The organism is Neptunomonas concharum (assembly GCF_008630635.1).
GTDB lineage: Bacteria > Pseudomonadota > Gammaproteobacteria > Pseudomonadales > Balneatricaceae > Neptunomonas > Neptunomonas concharum.
This window is the reverse complement of the sequence record NZ_CP043869.1, coordinates 42,047-59,881: the sequence shown is the minus strand read 5'-3', so window position 1 is coordinate 59,881 and position 17,835 is coordinate 42,047. Positions and strand designations below refer to the sequence as shown.

General features: G+C 49.0%; 15 protein-coding genes. 12 read left to right on the top strand and 3 right to left on the bottom strand.

All coding sequences use genetic code 11. The annotated features are described in order from the left end of the window. The first annotated feature begins 69 nt into the window (after positions 1–69). The 11 genes from F0U83_RS00230 to F0U83_RS00180 all read left to right on the top strand — a co-directional run bounded on the left by F0U83_RS00230 (position 70) and on the right by F0U83_RS00180 (position 13,769). Entirely contained in the window at positions 70–1,341 is a 1,272-nt protein-coding gene (locus tag F0U83_RS00230) for an imelysin family protein (RefSeq protein ID WP_138985956.1), read from the top strand. A gap of 6 nt (positions 1,342–1,347) precedes the next feature. Then, on the top strand, positions 1,348–2,706 hold the full coding sequence (locus tag F0U83_RS00225; RefSeq protein WP_211343597.1) for a di-heme oxidoreductase family protein: 1,359 nt from the start codon (positions 1,348–1,350) through the stop codon (positions 2,704–2,706). Then, a complete protein-coding gene (locus tag F0U83_RS00220) occupies positions 2,706–3,776 on the top strand; it encodes an imelysin family protein (protein ID WP_138985955.1) in 1,071 nt (356 codons plus the stop codon). The genes F0U83_RS00225 and F0U83_RS00220 overlap by 1 nt, the downstream gene beginning before the upstream one ends. Then, positions 3,763–4,866 carry a DUF1513 domain-containing protein gene (locus tag F0U83_RS00215; RefSeq protein WP_170221679.1) on the top strand — a complete coding sequence of 368 codons (1,104 nt, stop codon included), beginning with the start codon at positions 3,763–3,765 and terminating at the stop codon, positions 4,864–4,866. Before F0U83_RS00220 ends, F0U83_RS00215 begins: the two co-directional genes overlap by 14 nt. Before the next feature lie 293 nt (positions 4,867–5,159). Further along, positions 5,160–5,567, top strand: coding sequence for an HvfA family oxazolone/thioamide-modified RiPP metallophore (locus tag F0U83_RS00210; RefSeq protein ID WP_138985953.1), 408 nt, complete (start codon positions 5,160–5,162; stop codon positions 5,565–5,567). Positions 5,568–5,648: 81 nt separating this feature from the next. Continuing rightward, entirely contained in the window at positions 5,649–6,512 is an 864-nt protein-coding gene (locus F0U83_RS00205; RefSeq protein ID WP_138985952.1) for an HvfB family MNIO-type RiPP peptide maturase, read from the top strand. Beyond that, positions 6,496–7,266, top strand: coding sequence for an HvfC family RiPP maturation protein (locus F0U83_RS00200; protein ID WP_138985951.1), 771 nt, complete (start codon positions 6,496–6,498; stop codon positions 7,264–7,266). The genes F0U83_RS00205 and F0U83_RS00200 overlap by 17 nt, the downstream gene beginning before the upstream one ends. A gap of 18 nt (positions 7,267–7,284) precedes the next feature. Then, a complete protein-coding gene (locus tag F0U83_RS00195) occupies positions 7,285–7,899 on the top strand; it encodes an HvfX family Cu-binding RiPP maturation protein (protein WP_138985950.1) in 615 nt (204 codons plus the stop codon). A 201-nt stretch (positions 7,900–8,100) separates the two neighbouring features. Beyond that, the gene (gene nifJ / locus F0U83_RS00190) at positions 8,101–11,733 is read left to right on the top strand and encodes a pyruvate:ferredoxin (flavodoxin) oxidoreductase (protein ID WP_170221678.1); all 3,633 of its coding nucleotides are present in this window, start codon (positions 8,101–8,103) and stop codon (positions 11,731–11,733) included. Continuing rightward, entirely contained in the window at positions 11,730–12,731 is a 1,002-nt protein-coding gene (locus F0U83_RS00185) for a dihydroorotate dehydrogenase-like protein (RefSeq protein ID WP_138985949.1), read from the top strand. Before nifJ ends, F0U83_RS00185 begins: the two co-directional genes overlap by 4 nt. 144 nt (positions 12,732–12,875) lie before the next feature. Next, positions 12,876–13,769, top strand: a complete 894-nt coding sequence (locus F0U83_RS00180) for a DMT family transporter (RefSeq protein ID WP_138985948.1) — start codon at positions 12,876–12,878, stop codon at positions 13,767–13,769. A 16-nt stretch (positions 13,770–13,785) separates the two neighbouring features. On the opposite strand, the gene F0U83_RS00175 is transcribed toward F0U83_RS00180, so the two are convergent. After that, positions 13,786–14,244, bottom strand: a complete 459-nt coding sequence (locus F0U83_RS00175; protein WP_246077564.1) for an Lrp/AsnC family transcriptional regulator — start codon at positions 14,242–14,244, stop codon at positions 13,786–13,788. Between the two features lie 155 nt (positions 14,245–14,399). Between F0U83_RS00175 and F0U83_RS00170 the strand changes: the two genes are divergently transcribed. Then, positions 14,400–15,536, top strand: coding sequence for a hypothetical protein (locus F0U83_RS00170; protein WP_138985947.1), 1,137 nt, complete (start codon positions 14,400–14,402; stop codon positions 15,534–15,536). Between the two features lie 12 nt (positions 15,537–15,548). Here F0U83_RS00170 and F0U83_RS00165 read toward each other — a convergent pair whose 3' ends face one another. Next, the gene (locus F0U83_RS00165) at positions 15,549–16,766 is read right to left on the bottom strand and encodes an MFS transporter (protein WP_138985946.1); all 1,218 of its coding nucleotides are present in this window, start codon (positions 16,764–16,766) and stop codon (positions 15,549–15,551) included. Positions 16,767–16,784: 18 nt separating this feature from the next. Continuing rightward, positions 16,785–17,660, bottom strand: a complete 876-nt coding sequence (locus F0U83_RS00160) for a DUF2971 domain-containing protein (RefSeq protein WP_138985945.1) — start codon at positions 17,658–17,660, stop codon at positions 16,785–16,787. Positions 17,661–17,835: the final 175 nt, after the last annotated feature.

The following is a 17,835-nucleotide window of genomic DNA, read 5'->3' as shown; positions in this document are numbered from 1 at the left end:
ATAATTGAAATGAGAACGCTTATTATTTATATTAACATAAAATCAATTCACGGAAACGGGATAAATCCTATGAAAAAAATCTCCTCTTTTGTCTTGGCTGCATCCCTTTGTAGCCTCTCACTACCTACATTGGCGGGTACGCCATCTGCTATTGTTAATACTTATGCGGATATTGCAGAGGCAACCTACGGTGATTCATTAACCACCGCGATTACACTCAGAAAAAAAGTCACCGACCTTCTTAACAACCCATCAACGGCAACGCTCAATAACGCTCGCCAAGCATGGATCGCTGCTCGTGTACCTTACCAACAATCCGAGGCTTTCCGTTTTGGCAATGCGATTGTTGATGACTGGGAAGGGCGCGTAAATGCTTGGCCGCTAGATGAAGGGTTAATCGATTATGTGGATGGCCAAAGCTACGGTGCTGAGTCAGAAGAAAACCCTCTATATACAGCCAATGTTATCGCATCTACCTCGCTGACATTAGGCAATAAAAAACTCGATTTAAAGGAGATCACTCCTGCACTGCTTGCTGATGCGCTGCATGAAGCCGATGAAGTAGAAACCAATGTTGCCACAGGTTATCACGCAATTGAGTTTCTCCTATGGGGTCAAGACCTTAATGGAACCAAGCCCGGAGCAGGTAACCGCCCTTACACCGATTTTAGCCTGACGCAGTGTACCGGTGGTAACTGTGACCGTCGCCGAGCCTACCTAAGTGCGGCTGCGGATCTACTTATTCAGGACTTGGAGGAGATGGTAAACAACTGGAAAGCAGATGGCGCTGCACGTCAAGCCCTCGCTGACAAAGGCGAAAAAGGCGCACTGGCTACGATATTGACGGGTATGGGAAGCCTGTCTTATGGCGAACTTGCCGGTGAACGCATCAAATTAGGCTTAATGCTGCATGACCCAGAAGAGGAACATGATTGCTTCTCAGATAATACCCATGCATCACACTTTTATGATGCTAAAGGGATCAAAAATGTCTATTTAGGTGAGTACAGCCGCATTGATGGCAGCCAATTGAAAGGAGCCTCTTTATCAGAGCTAGTGCGCAAAAAAGATCCCGCGTTGGACAAGCAGTTCCGTGCTGAGCTCAACAACACAGAAACTGCAATGCAAGCCTTAATGGATCAAGCAGAGCAGGGTAATACCTTCGATGTACTGATTGGTAGTGGGAACAAAACAGGGAACGCACTGGTACAAAACGTAGTTGACGCCCTAACTACGCAGACCCGTTCAATTGAAAAAGCAATCGATGTGCTTGAGTTAGACGCTATCGAGCTAGAAGGCTCGGATAGCTTAGACAACCCAGCGGCCGTCACACAGGGTTAATATTTGATGGTTTGCTTCAAAAACCGTGCTGCCAAGCGGCACGGTTTACCTATGCTTATCGCTTTACTGGTGGCAGCTTTGCCGTTAACGGTAATAGGCAGTACTTTTTCACAACCCGATAGTTTTTTAACAACCGAGCAGAAAATGGACTTTGTGCTGGGTAAAAGTCTGTTTGAAAAACTATGGGTATCATCACCCTCATCTACCACCGCCAGCGACGGCTTGGGCCCCCTTTATAATGCCCGCTCCTGTCTGCAGTGCCATCCCAAAAATGGCCGGGGGAGACCAACCGAAGCGAATAATCCTGCCGATGTTGCTGCATCTATGCTGGTTCGCCTAGGCCTACCCTCACAAGCGCCCGAACCTAACTACGGCAGCCAATTTCAAACTCGCGCAGTACAAGGGGTTCTTGCAGAAGGTGTGATCCAGCTTGCCTATACGCCAGTCACAGTGACACTTGATGATGGCGAAGTAGTGACATTAAGAAAGCCTAACATCACGCTCACGCAACTTAATTATGGCCCTCTGCATCCCGATACTCAGCTATCAGCACGTATCGCACCTGCCGTGATAGGTTTGGGGTTACTGGAGAAGATCCCTGAGGAGCAGATCATTGCTCGCGCTGACCCTGAGGATACAAATAACGATGGCATATCAGGACGCATTAACGAGGTTGTAGATTTTAAAACGGGCGAGAAACGTTTAGGACGATTTGGCTGGAAAGCCGGACAGCCCACTCTGTTACAACAAAACAGCATCGCACTATTCACCGATATCGGCATCTCTTCGCCCATGTTTACTTCTGGGTATGGCGATTGTACCCCTTTACAAGCACGCTGCCGTCAGCTGCCCAACGGTAATAGTGCCCATATGGACAACGCCGAGGCATCGGGCCAGATGGTGGCTTTAATTACCACCTATACACAGCATTTGGCTGTGCCTAAGCGGCGTATTCCTGATGTACAAAAAGCAAATATCGATCAAGGTGAAGCACTATTTAGCCAGCTAGGATGCCAAAATTGTCACACACCAAATTTTTCGTTTACGACAGACAAAGCACAGCGCAAAGCCATTAGCATTCAACCATATACCGATCTACTGCTACATGATTTGGGGGAAGGCCTGGCAGATCATCGCCCAGAGCAAGGGGCCAACGGTCGTGAATGGCGCACAGCCCCTTTGTGGGGAATCGGGCTGGCCGGTATGATCAATGATCATCGGTTTTTTTTACATGATGGCCGCGCTCGCACCCTTCAGGAAGCGATTCTCTGGCATGGTGGTGAAGCTGAACAGAGCACTCGTGCGTATAGGCAGCTTTCAAAAGCACAACGACAACAACTGATCCAATTTTTGGAGTCACTTTAATGATCCGTCAAGGCTCTCTTATCCCGGTATTGCTGGTATTTATTCTGATCACCCTCTCAATAGGTACGCTGCATGCTGCACCATCCGAGCAAGATTGGCACAAACTGAACAACGCCGTCGTCGAACAGCATATCCTGCCCCGCTATGAAGCACTTGCCAAATCCAGCGCGCACTTAGCCCAAACCGTCGAGGGATATTGCAGCCAGCAGCAAACCATCGATGCGGCCCAAAGCGCGTTTATCGATGCTTTTTCTCAATGGCAAACTATCCAACATATCCAATTTGGACCTGTCACACTGCTCATGCGCAACCACAGTTTGCAGTATTGGCCGGACAAAAAGAATACGGGCGCACGACAATTAAGAGCGGTGCTATCAGGATCTGATACTGCATTTAATGAAAGTTTCTTTCGCCAAGCCAGTATCAGTTTAAAAGGGTTTCCTGCACTAGAAAGAGTGCTATTTGATATGATTACCCCGTTACAACCCGCATCAAAGCCTTGCCGCCTAGCTTCTGCAATTGCAGCCAATATTCATCAGCTCAGCGAGGGGACGCTGTCAGATTGGCAAGCTGAATCCCAAGCGATAAAAGACGCTGGCAATAATGACCTCTACGAGTCAGCCGATGAGGCAGCGACTGAATTGATGAAATCGCTGGTGGAGCCCATTGAGGTGATCAGGGATAGTAAAATCCTTCGCCCACTGGGGGATAAGCCCAGCAAAACCAACTGGAAACGTAGCGAATCCTGGCGTAGTAAGCGCTCTATCGCCAATCTCAGTATTAATTTGAGCACCTTGCAACACCTTTATAGCGGAACACAAGGTAGCAGCACAAAAGCGCTATTAGCCATTGAGGATGCCACGTTAGCGGAGTCGATTGACCGGCAATTTAGTGCGCTCTTAAATAAGTTACAGCACATACCGGAGGTAGAAAACACCCTCGTATCTGACAATCAACGCGCGCAACTCATAGGGGTGGCATCCGATCTGAAGCATTTACATGTCGATCTTGAACAAGCGATGGCATTACTAAACATACAGCTAGGATTCAATAGTCGTGACGGGGATTAATCGTCGACACTTTCTCAGCTTCTTGGCCACGGCGCCTTGGCTTTGCCAACAAGCACTGGCAAGCTCTAATAGCACAGAGGCTAACCTGTTAGCCTCTGCTAGCAAGGGGGCGGATGGGCGCTATTTTCTGAACACACTCACAGCAGACGGCCAAGTATCGCTTGAGTATCCTCTGTCTGAGCGTGCGCACCAAGTCATCAATCACCCCCACCAGCCTTGGCTAATAGCCATAGCCCGAAGGCCCGGGACCTCTATCGACATCGTTGATTACCAAACCCATCAGCAGGTAGCCCATATCACCACTCAACCGGGTTATCACCTTTATGGTCATGCACAGATCTCTGCGGATGGCCGCCACCTGCTAACCACAGAGCACCACCCAACGCAGGCAAACGGCAGGATCGTCATCCGTGAACTTACCCCTCCTTTTGCAATCGTCGAGTCCTATTCGACTCAAGGGATTGGCCCCCATGAATTTCGCCTCTCTGACGATCAGCAACAGCTGATTATTGCTAATGGCGGCATTCAAACCCAAGGGCGTACCAAAGTTAACCTAGCAACGATGCGACCTTCACTGGTTTACCTCTCGGTCAGCTCCGGGCATTTATTAGAAAAAGCAGAACTACCCAACATTTATCATCAATGCAGTATTCGCCATATTGACCTTTCAGCCGATGGGGAGGTCGTCATTGCCATGCAATATCAGGGGCACTTAGCGGATGATGTTCCTTTGGTCGCACACCATCGTCGTGGAGAAGCGATTCGCACGCTGCCTTTGCCAGAGCATATCAGAAGCCAGTTAAAGCAGTATTGTGGCAGTTGTTGCTTTGATCAGTCAGGTCGTTATGCCGCTGTTTCTGCCCCACGAGGCAATCAGGTGATGTTTTGGGATATGCGTGAACAACAATTCCTTGGCACCGTTCGTTTAAAAGACGCCTGCGGACTAGCTGCGACTAGCGTCGCTGGGCGCTTCACGATCAGTACTGGCCGCGGAAAAGCCTACCGTTGTTCGGTGCGTAATGGCCAATTAGTCACTGACGTATTAAGCCGGTCACCCTTTTGGTGGGATAACCATTTAACTCGCCTCTAGTTTATCCAACCTCCCTTCGTCTAACACAGAGAAGGGAACCATTTCCCCATAAAACCACTCCTAATCGAGCTGTGATTAAAAGCTACGCTTAATTTTTTCAAAAAAAGTGTAAGGAATCTAAACCAAACAGCGACTAAATCAGTAAGAAAAGGTGTTTGCTGTGCTTTTTGGGTGAATTTGAAAAAAATTTGAAAACAAGTGTAAGGAACCACTTCCAGCGACGACTAAATAATCAAAGCTAAATAATTTATTAAAACATTAATAATGTAACCCGACTTTAAAAGGTGACTCATATGAACAAGACAATCAAACCTATCGTAGCTTCTGTTGGTACTGCTTTTCTTCTAGGTGCAGCGGCACCTGCAGTAATGGCCGCTGAAAACCCATTTGCAGCTCAGCAGTTAAGCGCTGGGTATGAGCAACTGGCTGACAGCCACAAAGCCAAAGAAGGCAAGTGTGGTGAAGGTAAGTGCGGTGGCGAGAAAAAAGCTGAGAAAGAGGGCAAGTGCGGCGAAGGTAAATGCGGCGGCGACAAAAAAGCTGAGAAAGAAGGCAAGTGCGGCGAAGGTAAGTGCGGCGGCGACAAAAAAGCCGAGAAAGAAGGCAAGTGCGGCGAAGGTAAGTGCGGCGGCGAGAAAAAATCTGAAAAAGAAGGTAAGTGCGGTGAAGGTAAATGCGGTGGCGAAAAGCGCAAAGGCTAATTCGCAACTAACAGCGATTGCTTTCTCACTGTAAGCACACACGGGCTCTTAGGAGCCCGTATTATTAAAGAGGCGGTATTTATGATGTCACAACCACTTCAGGGCACAGGACTGGGTTTACGTCGCTGTATGCTGAAAGATCTCCCTCCAACAGGCCCCCAAGGTGTCGATTTCCTTGAGGTTGCTCCTGAGAACTGGATGAGAATGGGTGGGCGTTTAAGCCGTCAGTTTAAAGCACTTACCGAACAATATCGCTTTGTAACACACGGACTCTCTCTCTCCGTGGGTGGACCAAAACCGTTAGACACGCAATTTTTAACTGACTTAAAACAGTTTTTGGATATCCATCAAATTGATACTTATACCGAGCATCTCAGCTATTGCTCGGATGATGGTCATTTATACGACCTGATGCCCATCCCTTTCACAGAAGAAGCCGTTCGCTATGTTGCCCAGCGTATTCGTGAAGTCAGCGACCGTCTAGAGCGCCCCCTAGCGATTGAGAATGTTTCTTTTTATGCCATGCCAAGCCATGAGATGACCGAACTGGATTTCCTTTTGGCCGTATTGCAGGAAGCGGATTGCGATCTGCTGCTGGACGTTAATAACATCTACGTCAACAGTATTAATCACGGCTTTGATCCCGCAGAGTTTTTGACTGCAATCCCGGGTGAACGTATTCGCTACATTCACGTTGCAGGTCATTATGATGAGGCTGATGACCTGATTGTCGATACCCACGGCGCCGACGTTATCGACCCAGTATGGCAATTGCTCGAACAGGCCTACCAACAGTTTGGTGCTATTCCTACCTTGCTGGAGCGCGATTTTAATATCCCCCCAATGGCTGAACTGATGGGTGAGGTGCATAAAATTCGGCACATGCAAGCGTCCGCCAAACCTGCCGTAAAAACCGCGGGGGTGAATCATGTCATCACAGCTTAACGCACCGACTGATTTCAAAGCCCTGCAAATGCAGTTTGCAGGCCATATTCGGGATCCAGAAACGCCAATCATTGCGGGGATTGAAGATCGCCGCATGAAGATCTACCGGGAACTATTCTTTAATAACGTGGAAGGTTTCGCGGCAACCGCTTTTCCAATGGCCAAGTCCATTATGGGAGAAGCCTGGTGGCAGCAAGCGGTACGTGATTTCTTGATCGAATACCGTTGCGAAAGCCCCTATTTCCACCAAATCAGTGCAGAGTTTCTGACATTTATTTCGGAGTTACGCGAGCCAACAATCGACCAGCCCGACTTCCTTAAGGAACTCATGCACTACGAATGGGTTGAACTGGCCTTGGATGTTGCCGAAGCCGACCCATTCAATGAGTCCAATGTCTATAGCAACGACCTTCTTGATCAACACCCAGTACAGTCACCCGTGGCTTGGTCGCTGAGCTATCGCTATCCGGTGCACCAGATTGGAACTGAGTTTCAACCAACAGAGGCTCCAGAGCAACCGACATGGATGATGGTTTATCGTGACCGCCATGATCAGGTTCAATTTATGGCACTCAATGCGCTCACCGCGCGACTGCTCTATTTGCTGGACCAGAATGAAAGCCTCACGGGCCGAGATGCTTTAACACAGATTTCTCAAGAGATGGGGCATAACGACCCGACCCCTATCGTCGATGCCGGCTATCAAATTCTTCAACAGTTCTATGAGGCAGGCATCTTGTTAGGTGCCCGTTAAAATAAAAAGGATAACACCATGAGTAAACTGATCGAACTTTACCGCTACGCCCACGACATACTGGAGCGCATTCGGGTTGCCGATGGCATAGCCCCCTTATTGCTACGCCTCTACTTGGCTCCTGTGTTTATACAAGCAGGTTACAACAAGCTTGCCCACTTTGAATCAACCGCCGCATGGTTTGGTAACCCCGATTGGGGGCTAGGCCTGCCAATGCCAGAAGTGATGGCCGCATTGGCCGCCGGTACTGAGTTTTTCGGGGGAATTTTGCTTATCGCAGGTTTAGCCGTACGTTGGATCAGTATTCCATTGATGGTCACGATGCTGGTCGCTGCGCTCACCGTACACTGGGAAAATGGCTGGCTAGCTATCGCTGATGCGAGCAGCTGGTTAGCGAATGATCGTGTACTCGAATCGGTCGAGCGTTTAGAGCGCGGTCGTGAGATTCTTCAGGAAAATGGCAACTATGATTGGTTGACAGGGCGTGGATCCTTTGTAATCCTAAATAACGGTATCGAATTCGCAGCTACGTATTTTGTGATGCTGTTGAGTCTTTTCTTTACTGGGGCTGGTCGTTACTTCAGCGTTGACTACTGGCTAGCGAAGGCAACGGGGCTCTCGAAGGATGCGTAGAACCTCGTGATAAAAACCACAATTTAATCCGGTTTCCTCCAGCGACTGGATTAGCCCAAAGGCAGCGAAAGCTGCTTTTTTATTTCCTTTTCATTGCATTTAGCCTATTTGACCTGCCTCAAACTCACATCAGGTTTACCTGATATACCCCGTTAAAAGGTCTATCCTTCTTTTATGCATTCAATGATGAGAGGGATCGTCATGCAACCCCAGTACCGTATGATGGATGGCAACGAAGCCGCCGCTTATATTGCTCACCAGCTAAATGATGTGATTGCGATTTACCCCATTACTCCCGCATCCCCTATGGGAGAACTGAGCGATGCGTGGAGTGCTGCCGGACGCAAAAACCTGTGGGGCACCGTGCCCGATGTTATCGAACTGCAAAGCGAGGGTGGGGCGGCAGGCGCAGTGCATGGTGCACTACAGGCGGGAGCGAAAACTTGCACCTTTACGGCATCCCAAGGGCTGCTCCTCAAAATTCCGAATATGTTCAAGATAGCAGGGGAACTAACACCTACCGTTTTCCATATTGCAGCTCGCTCTGTGGCAACCCACGCACTCTCTATTTTCTGTGACCACAGCGACGTGATGGCGGCGCGCTCTACGGGGTTTGCGATGTTAGCCTCCTCCTCGGTGCAGGAGGTCATGGATATGGCCACCATTGCCGAGATGGCAACGCTGAAAGGCCGGGTTCCAGTGCTGCACTTTTTTGATGGTTTCCGTACCAGCCATGAAGTTAGTAAGGTAGAGATGGTCACCCCTGACATGCTCAAAGCGCTGATTGATCAGGATGAAGTACGCGCCTGTCGAGACCGCGCCTTATCACCTGAGCATCCGGTGGTTCGTGGCACCTCGCAAAACCCTGATCTTTTTTTCCAGTCCAGAGAAGCTTCAAATCCGTTTTACAACGCCTTTGCAGATGTAGTGCAAGCGTCAATGGATCGTTTTGCGAACGTAACGGGCCGACAATATCACCTCTATGAGTACATAGGGGCTCCCGACGCAGAAAGGGTCGTGATTTTAATGGGATCAGGTGCAGAAACCGCGCAAGAAACCGTGGAGTATCTCAACCAACAGGGCGAAAAAACCGGCGCCTTAAAAGTTCGCCTATTCCGTCCGTTAGATGCCGAGCGACTACTTGCCGCATTACCCATAACCGTTCGCAAGATCGCAGTACTGGATAGAACCAAAGAGCCCGGTGCCGATGGCGAGCCTTTGTATAAAGACATATCCACCGCCCTTTTACAGCGCTTACTGGCAGGCACGTCTCACGCTGCTAGCGGCATAGAAACGCTGATTGGTGGACGCTTTGGTTTGTCTTCAAAAGAGTTTACACCGGCTATGGTTAAGGCGGTCTTAGACGAATTGGATAAAGCACAAAGCAAGAATCAGTTCACGGTAGGCATTGAGGATGATGTCACTCACACCAGTTTGGACTATGACTCAAGCTTCACAACGGATGCCTATGAGAGTAATTTTCAGGCCGTCTTCTATGGATTAGGTGCCGACGGTACGGTGAGCGCCAATAAGAACAGTATTAAGATTATCGGTGAGCAAGACGGATTCTATGCTCAGGGGCACTTTGTTTACGACTCTAAAAAATCCGGTGCAATTACCGTTTCTCACCTCAGGTTCGGTGCCGAGCCGATTCACTCCGCTTACGAGATCCAGGACAATCGCGCTAACTTCATAGGTTGCCACCAACCCGGTTTTTTAAGCCAATACCCGATGCTGGAAAAGGCCGCTCAACAAGCAGTGTTCCTCATTAATACCACCGCTAGCGTCGATGAGGCATGGGAAACACTTCCAACATCGGTGCAGCAAACCATTATCGACAAGCAGCTCAAAGTCTACGTCATTGATGCCTACAAAGTGGCTCAGGCAGCAGGCCTTGGCAAACGCATCAATACCATCATGCAGACCTGTTTTTTTGCTATATCAGGCATCCTTCCACAAGATGAAGCGATCGAGCAGATAAAAGCGGCTGTACATAAAACTTACGGTCACCATAGTAAACGCATTGTCGACCTGAACATCAAAGCGATCGATAGCACATTGGCTCAGTTATATGCCTTGGCGGTTCCAGCACAGGTCAGCAGCCGTATCCCTATGCGAGCGATCCATACAGAACGCGCTAGTGACTTTGTCAAAACCCTGACCGCCGAGCTAATCGCCGGGCATGGAGATCGTGTGCCCGTCAGCCAAGTACCCAACGACGGCACCTGGCCAACCGGCACGGCGCGTTATGAGAAACGTGACCTTGCTCATCAATTACCTCGTTGGGAAGAGGATCTCTGTACTCACTGTGGTAAGTGCGTTTTCGTCTGCCCCCACAGTGTGATTCGCTCCAAAGCCTTCTCCCCTGACTACTTAGAAGGGGCGCCTGACGGTTTTAAAGCGGTGCCAATCAAAGGCGCGAAAGATTTTCCTGATGGCACGTTGATGACTTATCAGATATCCCCTGAGGACTGCACCGGTTGTACCTTGTGCGTCGATATCTGTCCCATCAAAGATAAGAGCAACGTTAGCCGTAAAGCGTTGAATATGGTGCCAAAAGAGCAAACGTTGGCGCAAGAGAAAGCTAATTGGGCCTTTTTTGAACACCTTCCTGAATTTGATCGCTTAGGTGTAAAAAGTGACACGTTAAAAGGCGCGATGCTGATGCAGCCACTGTTTGAGTTCAGCGGCGCCTGTTCCGGCTGTGGTGAAACCTCATACATCCGCTTGGCTAGCCAACTTTTTGGCGATCGTATGTTGGTCGCCAACGCAACGGGGTGCTCCTCCATCTATGGCGGTAACTTACCCACAACACCTTGGACGACCAATGCGGATGGTCGTGGCCCCGCATGGAACAATTCACTGTTTGAGGATAACGCCGAGTTCGGGTTAGGTATGCGCGCGGCGGTGGATAAACAGACGGAGTACGCACGCGAACTACTCACACAATTGAAAGAGCACCTAGAACCAACACTGGTTGATGCGATTCTCAATGCTGATGAACAGGACGAGGCGGGTATTTATGCGCAACGCGAACGTGTTGACGAACTCAAGAAAGCGCTGGCATCCCTTCATTCCCCAGAAGCTGAAGAACTAACCCACGTCGCCAATAAACTCTGTCGTAAGAGCGTGTGGATTATTGGCGGCGACGGTTGGGCATATGATATTGGCTATGGTGGTTTGGATCATGTGCTGGCATCCGGCCGCAATGTGAATATTCTTGTGCTCGATACCGAGGTCTATTCCAATACCGGTGGGCAAACCTCGAAAGCGACGCCACTAGGTGCAGTGGCTAAATTCTCAGCTGCTGGTAAATCCGTAGGTAAAAAAGATCTGGCTCGCATCGCTATGGACTACGGACATGTGTATGTTGCTCACGTCGCCTACGCCGCCAAAGATGTGCAAACCTTGCGCACATTCCTTGAGGCTGAGTCCTATGATGGTCCATCGTTAATAATCGCTTACTCACCCTGCATTGCCCATGGTTACGAGATGCAAGATAACCATCTGCATCAAAAGCTGGCCGTGGATAGCGGCCACTGGCCGTTATTCCGTTTTGATCCAAGACGAGCCACACAAGGGGAGAACCCGCTAAAACTCGACTCTAAAGCACCCTCTATTCCTTATGCGAAGTTTGTACTGTTAGAGTCACGATTCAGTATGCTCTATCGCAGCCATCCAGAAGAGGCCAAAGCCTTTCTTGATCAAGCTCAACATGAGGTCAGCGAGCGTTATAAGCGTTATGAACAACTGGCCAATATGGATTATACCGCCGCGCCCATTCCAGAAGAGGCCGACCCAATCCTAAATTCAAAAGAGGAGAAGCCATCATGAATCGCCTACTGAGCCACTATCTAGGTATGACGCTGAGCTCTCCTTTGGTGGCATCGGCTTCGCCACTCACCGCTGGTGTACAGAGTGCAAAACAACTTGAAGATGCCGGCATAGGCGCGATTGTGATGCGCAGCCTATTTGAAGAACATTGCCAGCGAGACAATGAGCTGATACATCAGATTTTACATGATCAAGATATCGGGCACTTCGAGGCGGATGGATACTTGCCTCCTCCCATCTTAGAGAAGATGAAAACAACCGAAGATCGCTATCTTGAAACCTTGATGGCAATGAAAGCACAGCTGTCAGTGCCCATTATTGCCAGCTTGAATGGCGTGTCTCCCGAAGGCTGGGAGGAGCACGCTAGCAATATGCAGCAAGCCGGTGCTGATGCACTTGAGTTGAATATTTACTATGTTGCCGCCAATCTCAACGAAACCTCCGAGCAGGTAGAAAAGCGCTATACCGATATCGTGCGCACGGTACGCGAACGTGTTGATATCCCCATTGCTGTAAAGCTGTCCTCCCAATTCAGTAGCCCTATCCATATGATCGAGAAGATCAAAATGGCCGGTGCCGATGCCGTAGTGCTGTTCAATCGCTTTTATCAACCAAGCATCAACCTAGAAACCTTAGATGTGGACAGCCAAATTCAATTATCCACATCTGCGGAACTAGCTGAGCGGATTCGCTGGACTGCTATTCTCAAGCACCAAGTGGCTATTGATATTGCTGTTACCGGTGGTGTGCACACAGCGACTGATGTGATTAAAGCATCATTAGCAGGGGCGAATACCACTCAAGTGTGCAGTGTTTTGCTGAAACACGGCACACCGGTTATAGCGTCGATAACGGATGATGTGACACGCTGGCTTGAAGCAAATGAGTACGAGTCACTGGAGCAGCTCAGGGGGAGCGTTTCTTACAAGCACTCCCAAGACCCCGCTGCTTATGAGCGTGCTAACTATTTGGATGTTTTGGATAACTGGCAACCATAACTTACGAAACGAAAGAAAAGCTCCCTATTAAGCTTTATTTTTTAACCTTTATGCTTTTCTTTCGTTAGTTTCCCGCTGTATTCGTGAGTCAGTTTCTTCCTACAATAGCCCTATTGAAAACACCTATTGTTTGGATAAAACCGCATGTTCAATGTACTCAAACCTTCACACTTACTATTAGTGTGCGTCGCCGCTATTTGGGGCTTCGCTTTCGTTGCTCAAACCAACGGCATGGAGCATTTAGGGCCCCATAGCTTTAATGCCGCCCGTTTTCTGTTAGGGGCCCTGTCCCTTTTGCCGTTGTGGTTCTACTTTAAGAAACAGCATGTTCCCCATGGCAAAGAGTTATGGATCGGAGGCCTCTTGGCAGGCAGCGTGATGTTTGGCGGCTTTAGCTTTCAGCAGATCGGCCTACAGTACACCACGGCAGGCAATGCTGGTTTCATAACCGGCATGTATATCGTACTGGTACCTATTGCGGGCATCATGCTCGGCCATGCGACAAACATCAAGACATGGTGTGGCGTTGCTCTGGCACTGGCAGGTCTTTTCGCGCTATCGGTATCAGATGAGCTTAAGATCAATAAAGGGGATGCGTTAGAGCTGGTAGGCGCGTTTTTTTGGACGGCTCATGTACTCATTTTAGGCTGGTTATCTCGTAAGGTTGATGCCATCAGCCTCTCCATCTGGCAGTTTATTGTTGCCGCTGTATTGGCCAGCCTAGCCGCAGTTACGTTCGAAACCCCGGCACTAGCCCAATTTGAAGCGGCACTATTGCCTCTGTTATATGCCGGTGTTGCTTCCAGCGGTATCGCATTTACACTACAGATTATCGCCCAACGCAAAGTTGAGCCGAGCGTTACGGCCTTAATTTTATCCACAGAAGCCGTATTTGCGGTGATCGGAGGCTGGCTGTTACTCAATGAACAACTCACATCAAACCAACTGACAGGCTGCGCACTAATGCTCTGCGGTATGTTGATCAGCCAATGGCCCGACCGCAAACGTAAAGTTTCTGAAGAGCAAGTTACCATCTAAGCAAGCCATCCATCGCCTACTGGGAGTCAGGTTGTTGGAAAAAGGTATCGGGGAGTGTGCGATATACCGGCGTCGAGAGCACCATCATGGTGTTGGTATCGCACATATCTCCGAAGGTTTCGAGTATTTCATCTAATCGTGCCATCGACTGGGTTGCGATTTTGATCACAAAGGCCTGTTCGCCGGTGGTGTTGTAGCACTCAATCAAGTCAGGGATAGTCAGAAGCAAATCTTTAAACTTTCGCTCCATGGCAGGGAACACTTTACACTGTACGATCGCCAGTATCGGCAACCCCACTTTATCCAGATCCACCGATAGTCGATAACCCGTGATGATGCCATCTCGCTCCATCTTTCTCATCCTCTCCGCCACAGCTGGCGCTGACAGGTGCACTTGCTTGCCTAACTCGGCGTAGGATATGCGCGCATCTTCCTGAAGCGCTTTGAGAATTCGACGATTGGTATTATCCAGCATGGCCGCAACACTTCTTTGATAAATGAGCCACCAGTTTAGCGGAACGTTATCAGCCTGCCTATTCATCTTAATGGCGCGTTAATATGAAAAAATATCCGCTTATTTTTTGTACAAACGTGTCGATAAATTAAGTGATACGACACTCAGAGGTTTGTATGAAAGTCGAAGCAGCGGAGATTACTTTCAGCGCCCAAACGCATCAGTCGTCAGAGAGACGCGTAGAGGAGCAACTGACAGCTGGATTTGTTCAGGAAGGGGATGCCTTTAATGAAGCCTCCCTAGTAAATGGCGTGCACTGGGAAAGCTCATCCAAGGAAACCGCTGAGACAAACACCTACGAAGACCCACGCAGAGTACTCGCTTATGAGCAGATAGGAAAAATATCTCTACAACAACTCAGAGCATCGGCAACGCAAGAAGCAGGGCCTAAACTACTAGAACTGACTCCAGAGGATCAACTTAAGCTGGATGTGATCAAGACCCTGTTTGAAAAGGTCATGGGCCGTAGTCTGAATGTTGCGATGGTCAATCAAAGCAGTGAATCTACAACGCCTCAGCCTCAGGAAAATAGCTCAGCCCAAACAGATAATTTATCCATTAATATCCCAGAATCACCGGGGTTAGCCTTTGGTTTAGATTACACCTATCGAGAAACCTTAATCACACAGACACAGCAATCATTTTCTGCCTCTGGAAAAGTCACCACAACCGATGGGCGAACATTAGATATCGGGTTACAGCTCAATCTTAGCAGGGAAGCCAGCCAATCACGCGAATTACGCATTCGTTTAGGCGCTGCTCTCCAGGACCCATTGGTGGTCAATTTTGCTGGGGAGTCAGCACAACTACAAGACAAGACTTGGCAGTTTGATATCGATGTGGATGGATCAGAGGAAACCTTATATCGACTCAAAGAAACCAGTGGCTATCTCGCATTAGATAAAGATAGCAACGGCGTGATAGATAATGGCGCCGAGCTATTTGGCGCAGTTTCCGGTAATGGTTTTCAAGATCTACAAGCCTATGATGACGATCAAAATGGCTTTATCGATGAAAACGATGCTATTTTCGACCAGCTAACCATTTTAGTACAAGCTGCAGACGGTACAGACCACATGTTTACCCTCAAGGAAAAAGGCGTAGGGGCATTGTATCTAGGCTCAATTGAAACGCCGTGGGATATTCAAGCGGGTACGACAAATGATCTCGCCGGAAAGCTACGCAGCACGGGTGTCTTTCTCAGCGAAGAGGGCACCGCTGGCACCCTTCAACAAATAGACCTAGTGGTTTAACAAATTTATAAACTATCCAGAAACACTGACAGCGTTCATGCGTTGTGGCGTCATGGGTAGATGCACGGCGGCAGCGAGTAACCCTAGTGCCGCACTTACCATCAAGGCCACATCATAGGAGCCATACCACTCAAAGGTAAGCCCCGCCCACCAGCTACCAAAGAAAGCCCCAATCTGGTGGCTGAACATCACAATACCAAATAAAGAGGCTAAATTTTTCGTGCCAAACAACTGTGCAACCGCACCACTGGTGAGCGGAACGGTCGATAGCCAGAGCATGCCCATTAACCCAGAGAAGATATATAGAAGCGACTCTGTTTTCGGTAACACCAGCAACATCATGATCAAACAGGCGCGTAACCAGTAGATCAACACCAGCAGCCAAGGTTTATGCCAGCGATCACCTGCCCAACCAATCAGAATCACGCCAAAAATATTCATCAGCCCGATCAAGGCCAAGGAGTCAGAAGCCACCGCAGGCATCAAACCGCAAAACGCCACGAACCCCGACATATGCACCGAAATAAACGCGATATGGAACCCACACACAAAGAAGCCGATATTCAGCAGCTGATATTCTCTTAATCGAAACGCCTCTCCTATGGCCTGCCAATCAAAAATGGATTGCCGGGGCTCATTGACCGATGCCGTCACCGCTTTATCATCCTTCAGAAGGAAGATCATCGCTAATATCAGCACCGTGGTCGCCGCAAACAACATAAAAGTATCGGCCCAACCATTACCCGGTGCGTAGCTTCCTAGTAAAAGGGCATACAGGAATTGACCTAGCGATCCGCCAGCGCTGGCAATGCCTAGCGCTAATGTACGCTGATGGGCAGGAAAGCGCTTGCCAACAGCCGCCAGCACAATGGGAAAAGTTGTTGCCCCCACACCAACGCCTATCAGTAAGGCATTACCAACAAAAAAGAGCCAACCGCTTTGAGCAACCGCAGCAGCCACCAGACCCGCAGCATACAGCAGAGCACCCGCCAACAGCACTTTGGCTGTACCGTAGAGTTCTGCCATCATGCCAGCAACCGGAGAGACCGCTCCCCATAACAAGTTCTGAATAGCAAAGCCTAACGATATCTCCGCCACAGACACCCCAAGCCCCTGACTAATATCAGGTACTAACAGTCCCAACGCCAAGCGCACACCCATACTGTAGGCAAGAATGGATGCCGCAGCGAACACAATCCACCACGGATGTATTTTAGATAGACTCAACATGACCTCGATATAACGGATTTAGCGTTGCCGGTAAGGGATCTGGCAATAGGTGATACCTCGTCGAGGGGAGATCCCTGCTTTTGCAAGGTACATCGACAGCGAGTTCATCGACAAGCTAATATTCGGGGTAGGCCCTAGGAAAATGTGTTGCAGCTTTGGAACAGTCTCTTTAGGTGTGACCAAAGAGAACTCAAAGTAGGGCACTAGCATAGAGGTACCCTCCCGATAATGCACCGCAGCATCTTTAAAATCGGTGATCACAGGTGAGACAATTCGCCATTCCTCTTCCTCCTGAAAAGAGGGGTGCTTCAGAATAGCGGCAATACGCAGCAGGTCACTTTCTATTTGCTCAAATACTTCGGCAAAAATCCGATCATCACGACAACCATGTGTACCGCAAGAGCGAGCTGCCAAATCTTCTACAAAGTCGACGATCTGGTGAATCAAGCTACGCTGCTGTGTGTGATCATAGATGCATTTACCCACCATAAACCCTTGGGCGCGAGCGCAGGTCAGTATATGTCTGGGGTCAAAGCCAATACTAACTCCCTTGCCTAGTTCACTATAACCTCGCCATTGACTCAAAAGATTGCCGTTTGCACGAAACGAGCCGGCAAACAGCATATGTCCATTGGTGACACGCCGAGCAATCCAATCCTGAAATTGAGTTAATAGCTTGGGATTAGGGTGGCCAAGCTCAATGCGTTCTCCAACCTCTTCTCGAATCAAGGCCACCATATGGTTAAGTTCGGCGGAGTCATTCATATAGCGGATATCACTTGCCCACAGTGCTCCTCGCTCCACAATACCCAACAATCCAGAAAACGTGGTGTAGTGGTAGATGGTCTCGTTGGGGGTATCAGAATACAGTTTTCGGGTTATCTCTTGAATCATGTCGCTTACCGTTTATCTTTGGGCGAATAAGATAAACCTTAGCACAAGAATCAGGCGACTATCAGCCACTCTTGTTTATCGTTTGAGCCACATTCACTTAATCGATTTCTAGGTTTAGGTCCGAAAAAAAACCATGAGGCTATTTGGGTTAGGTACTGATGGTTACTGTTTTCAC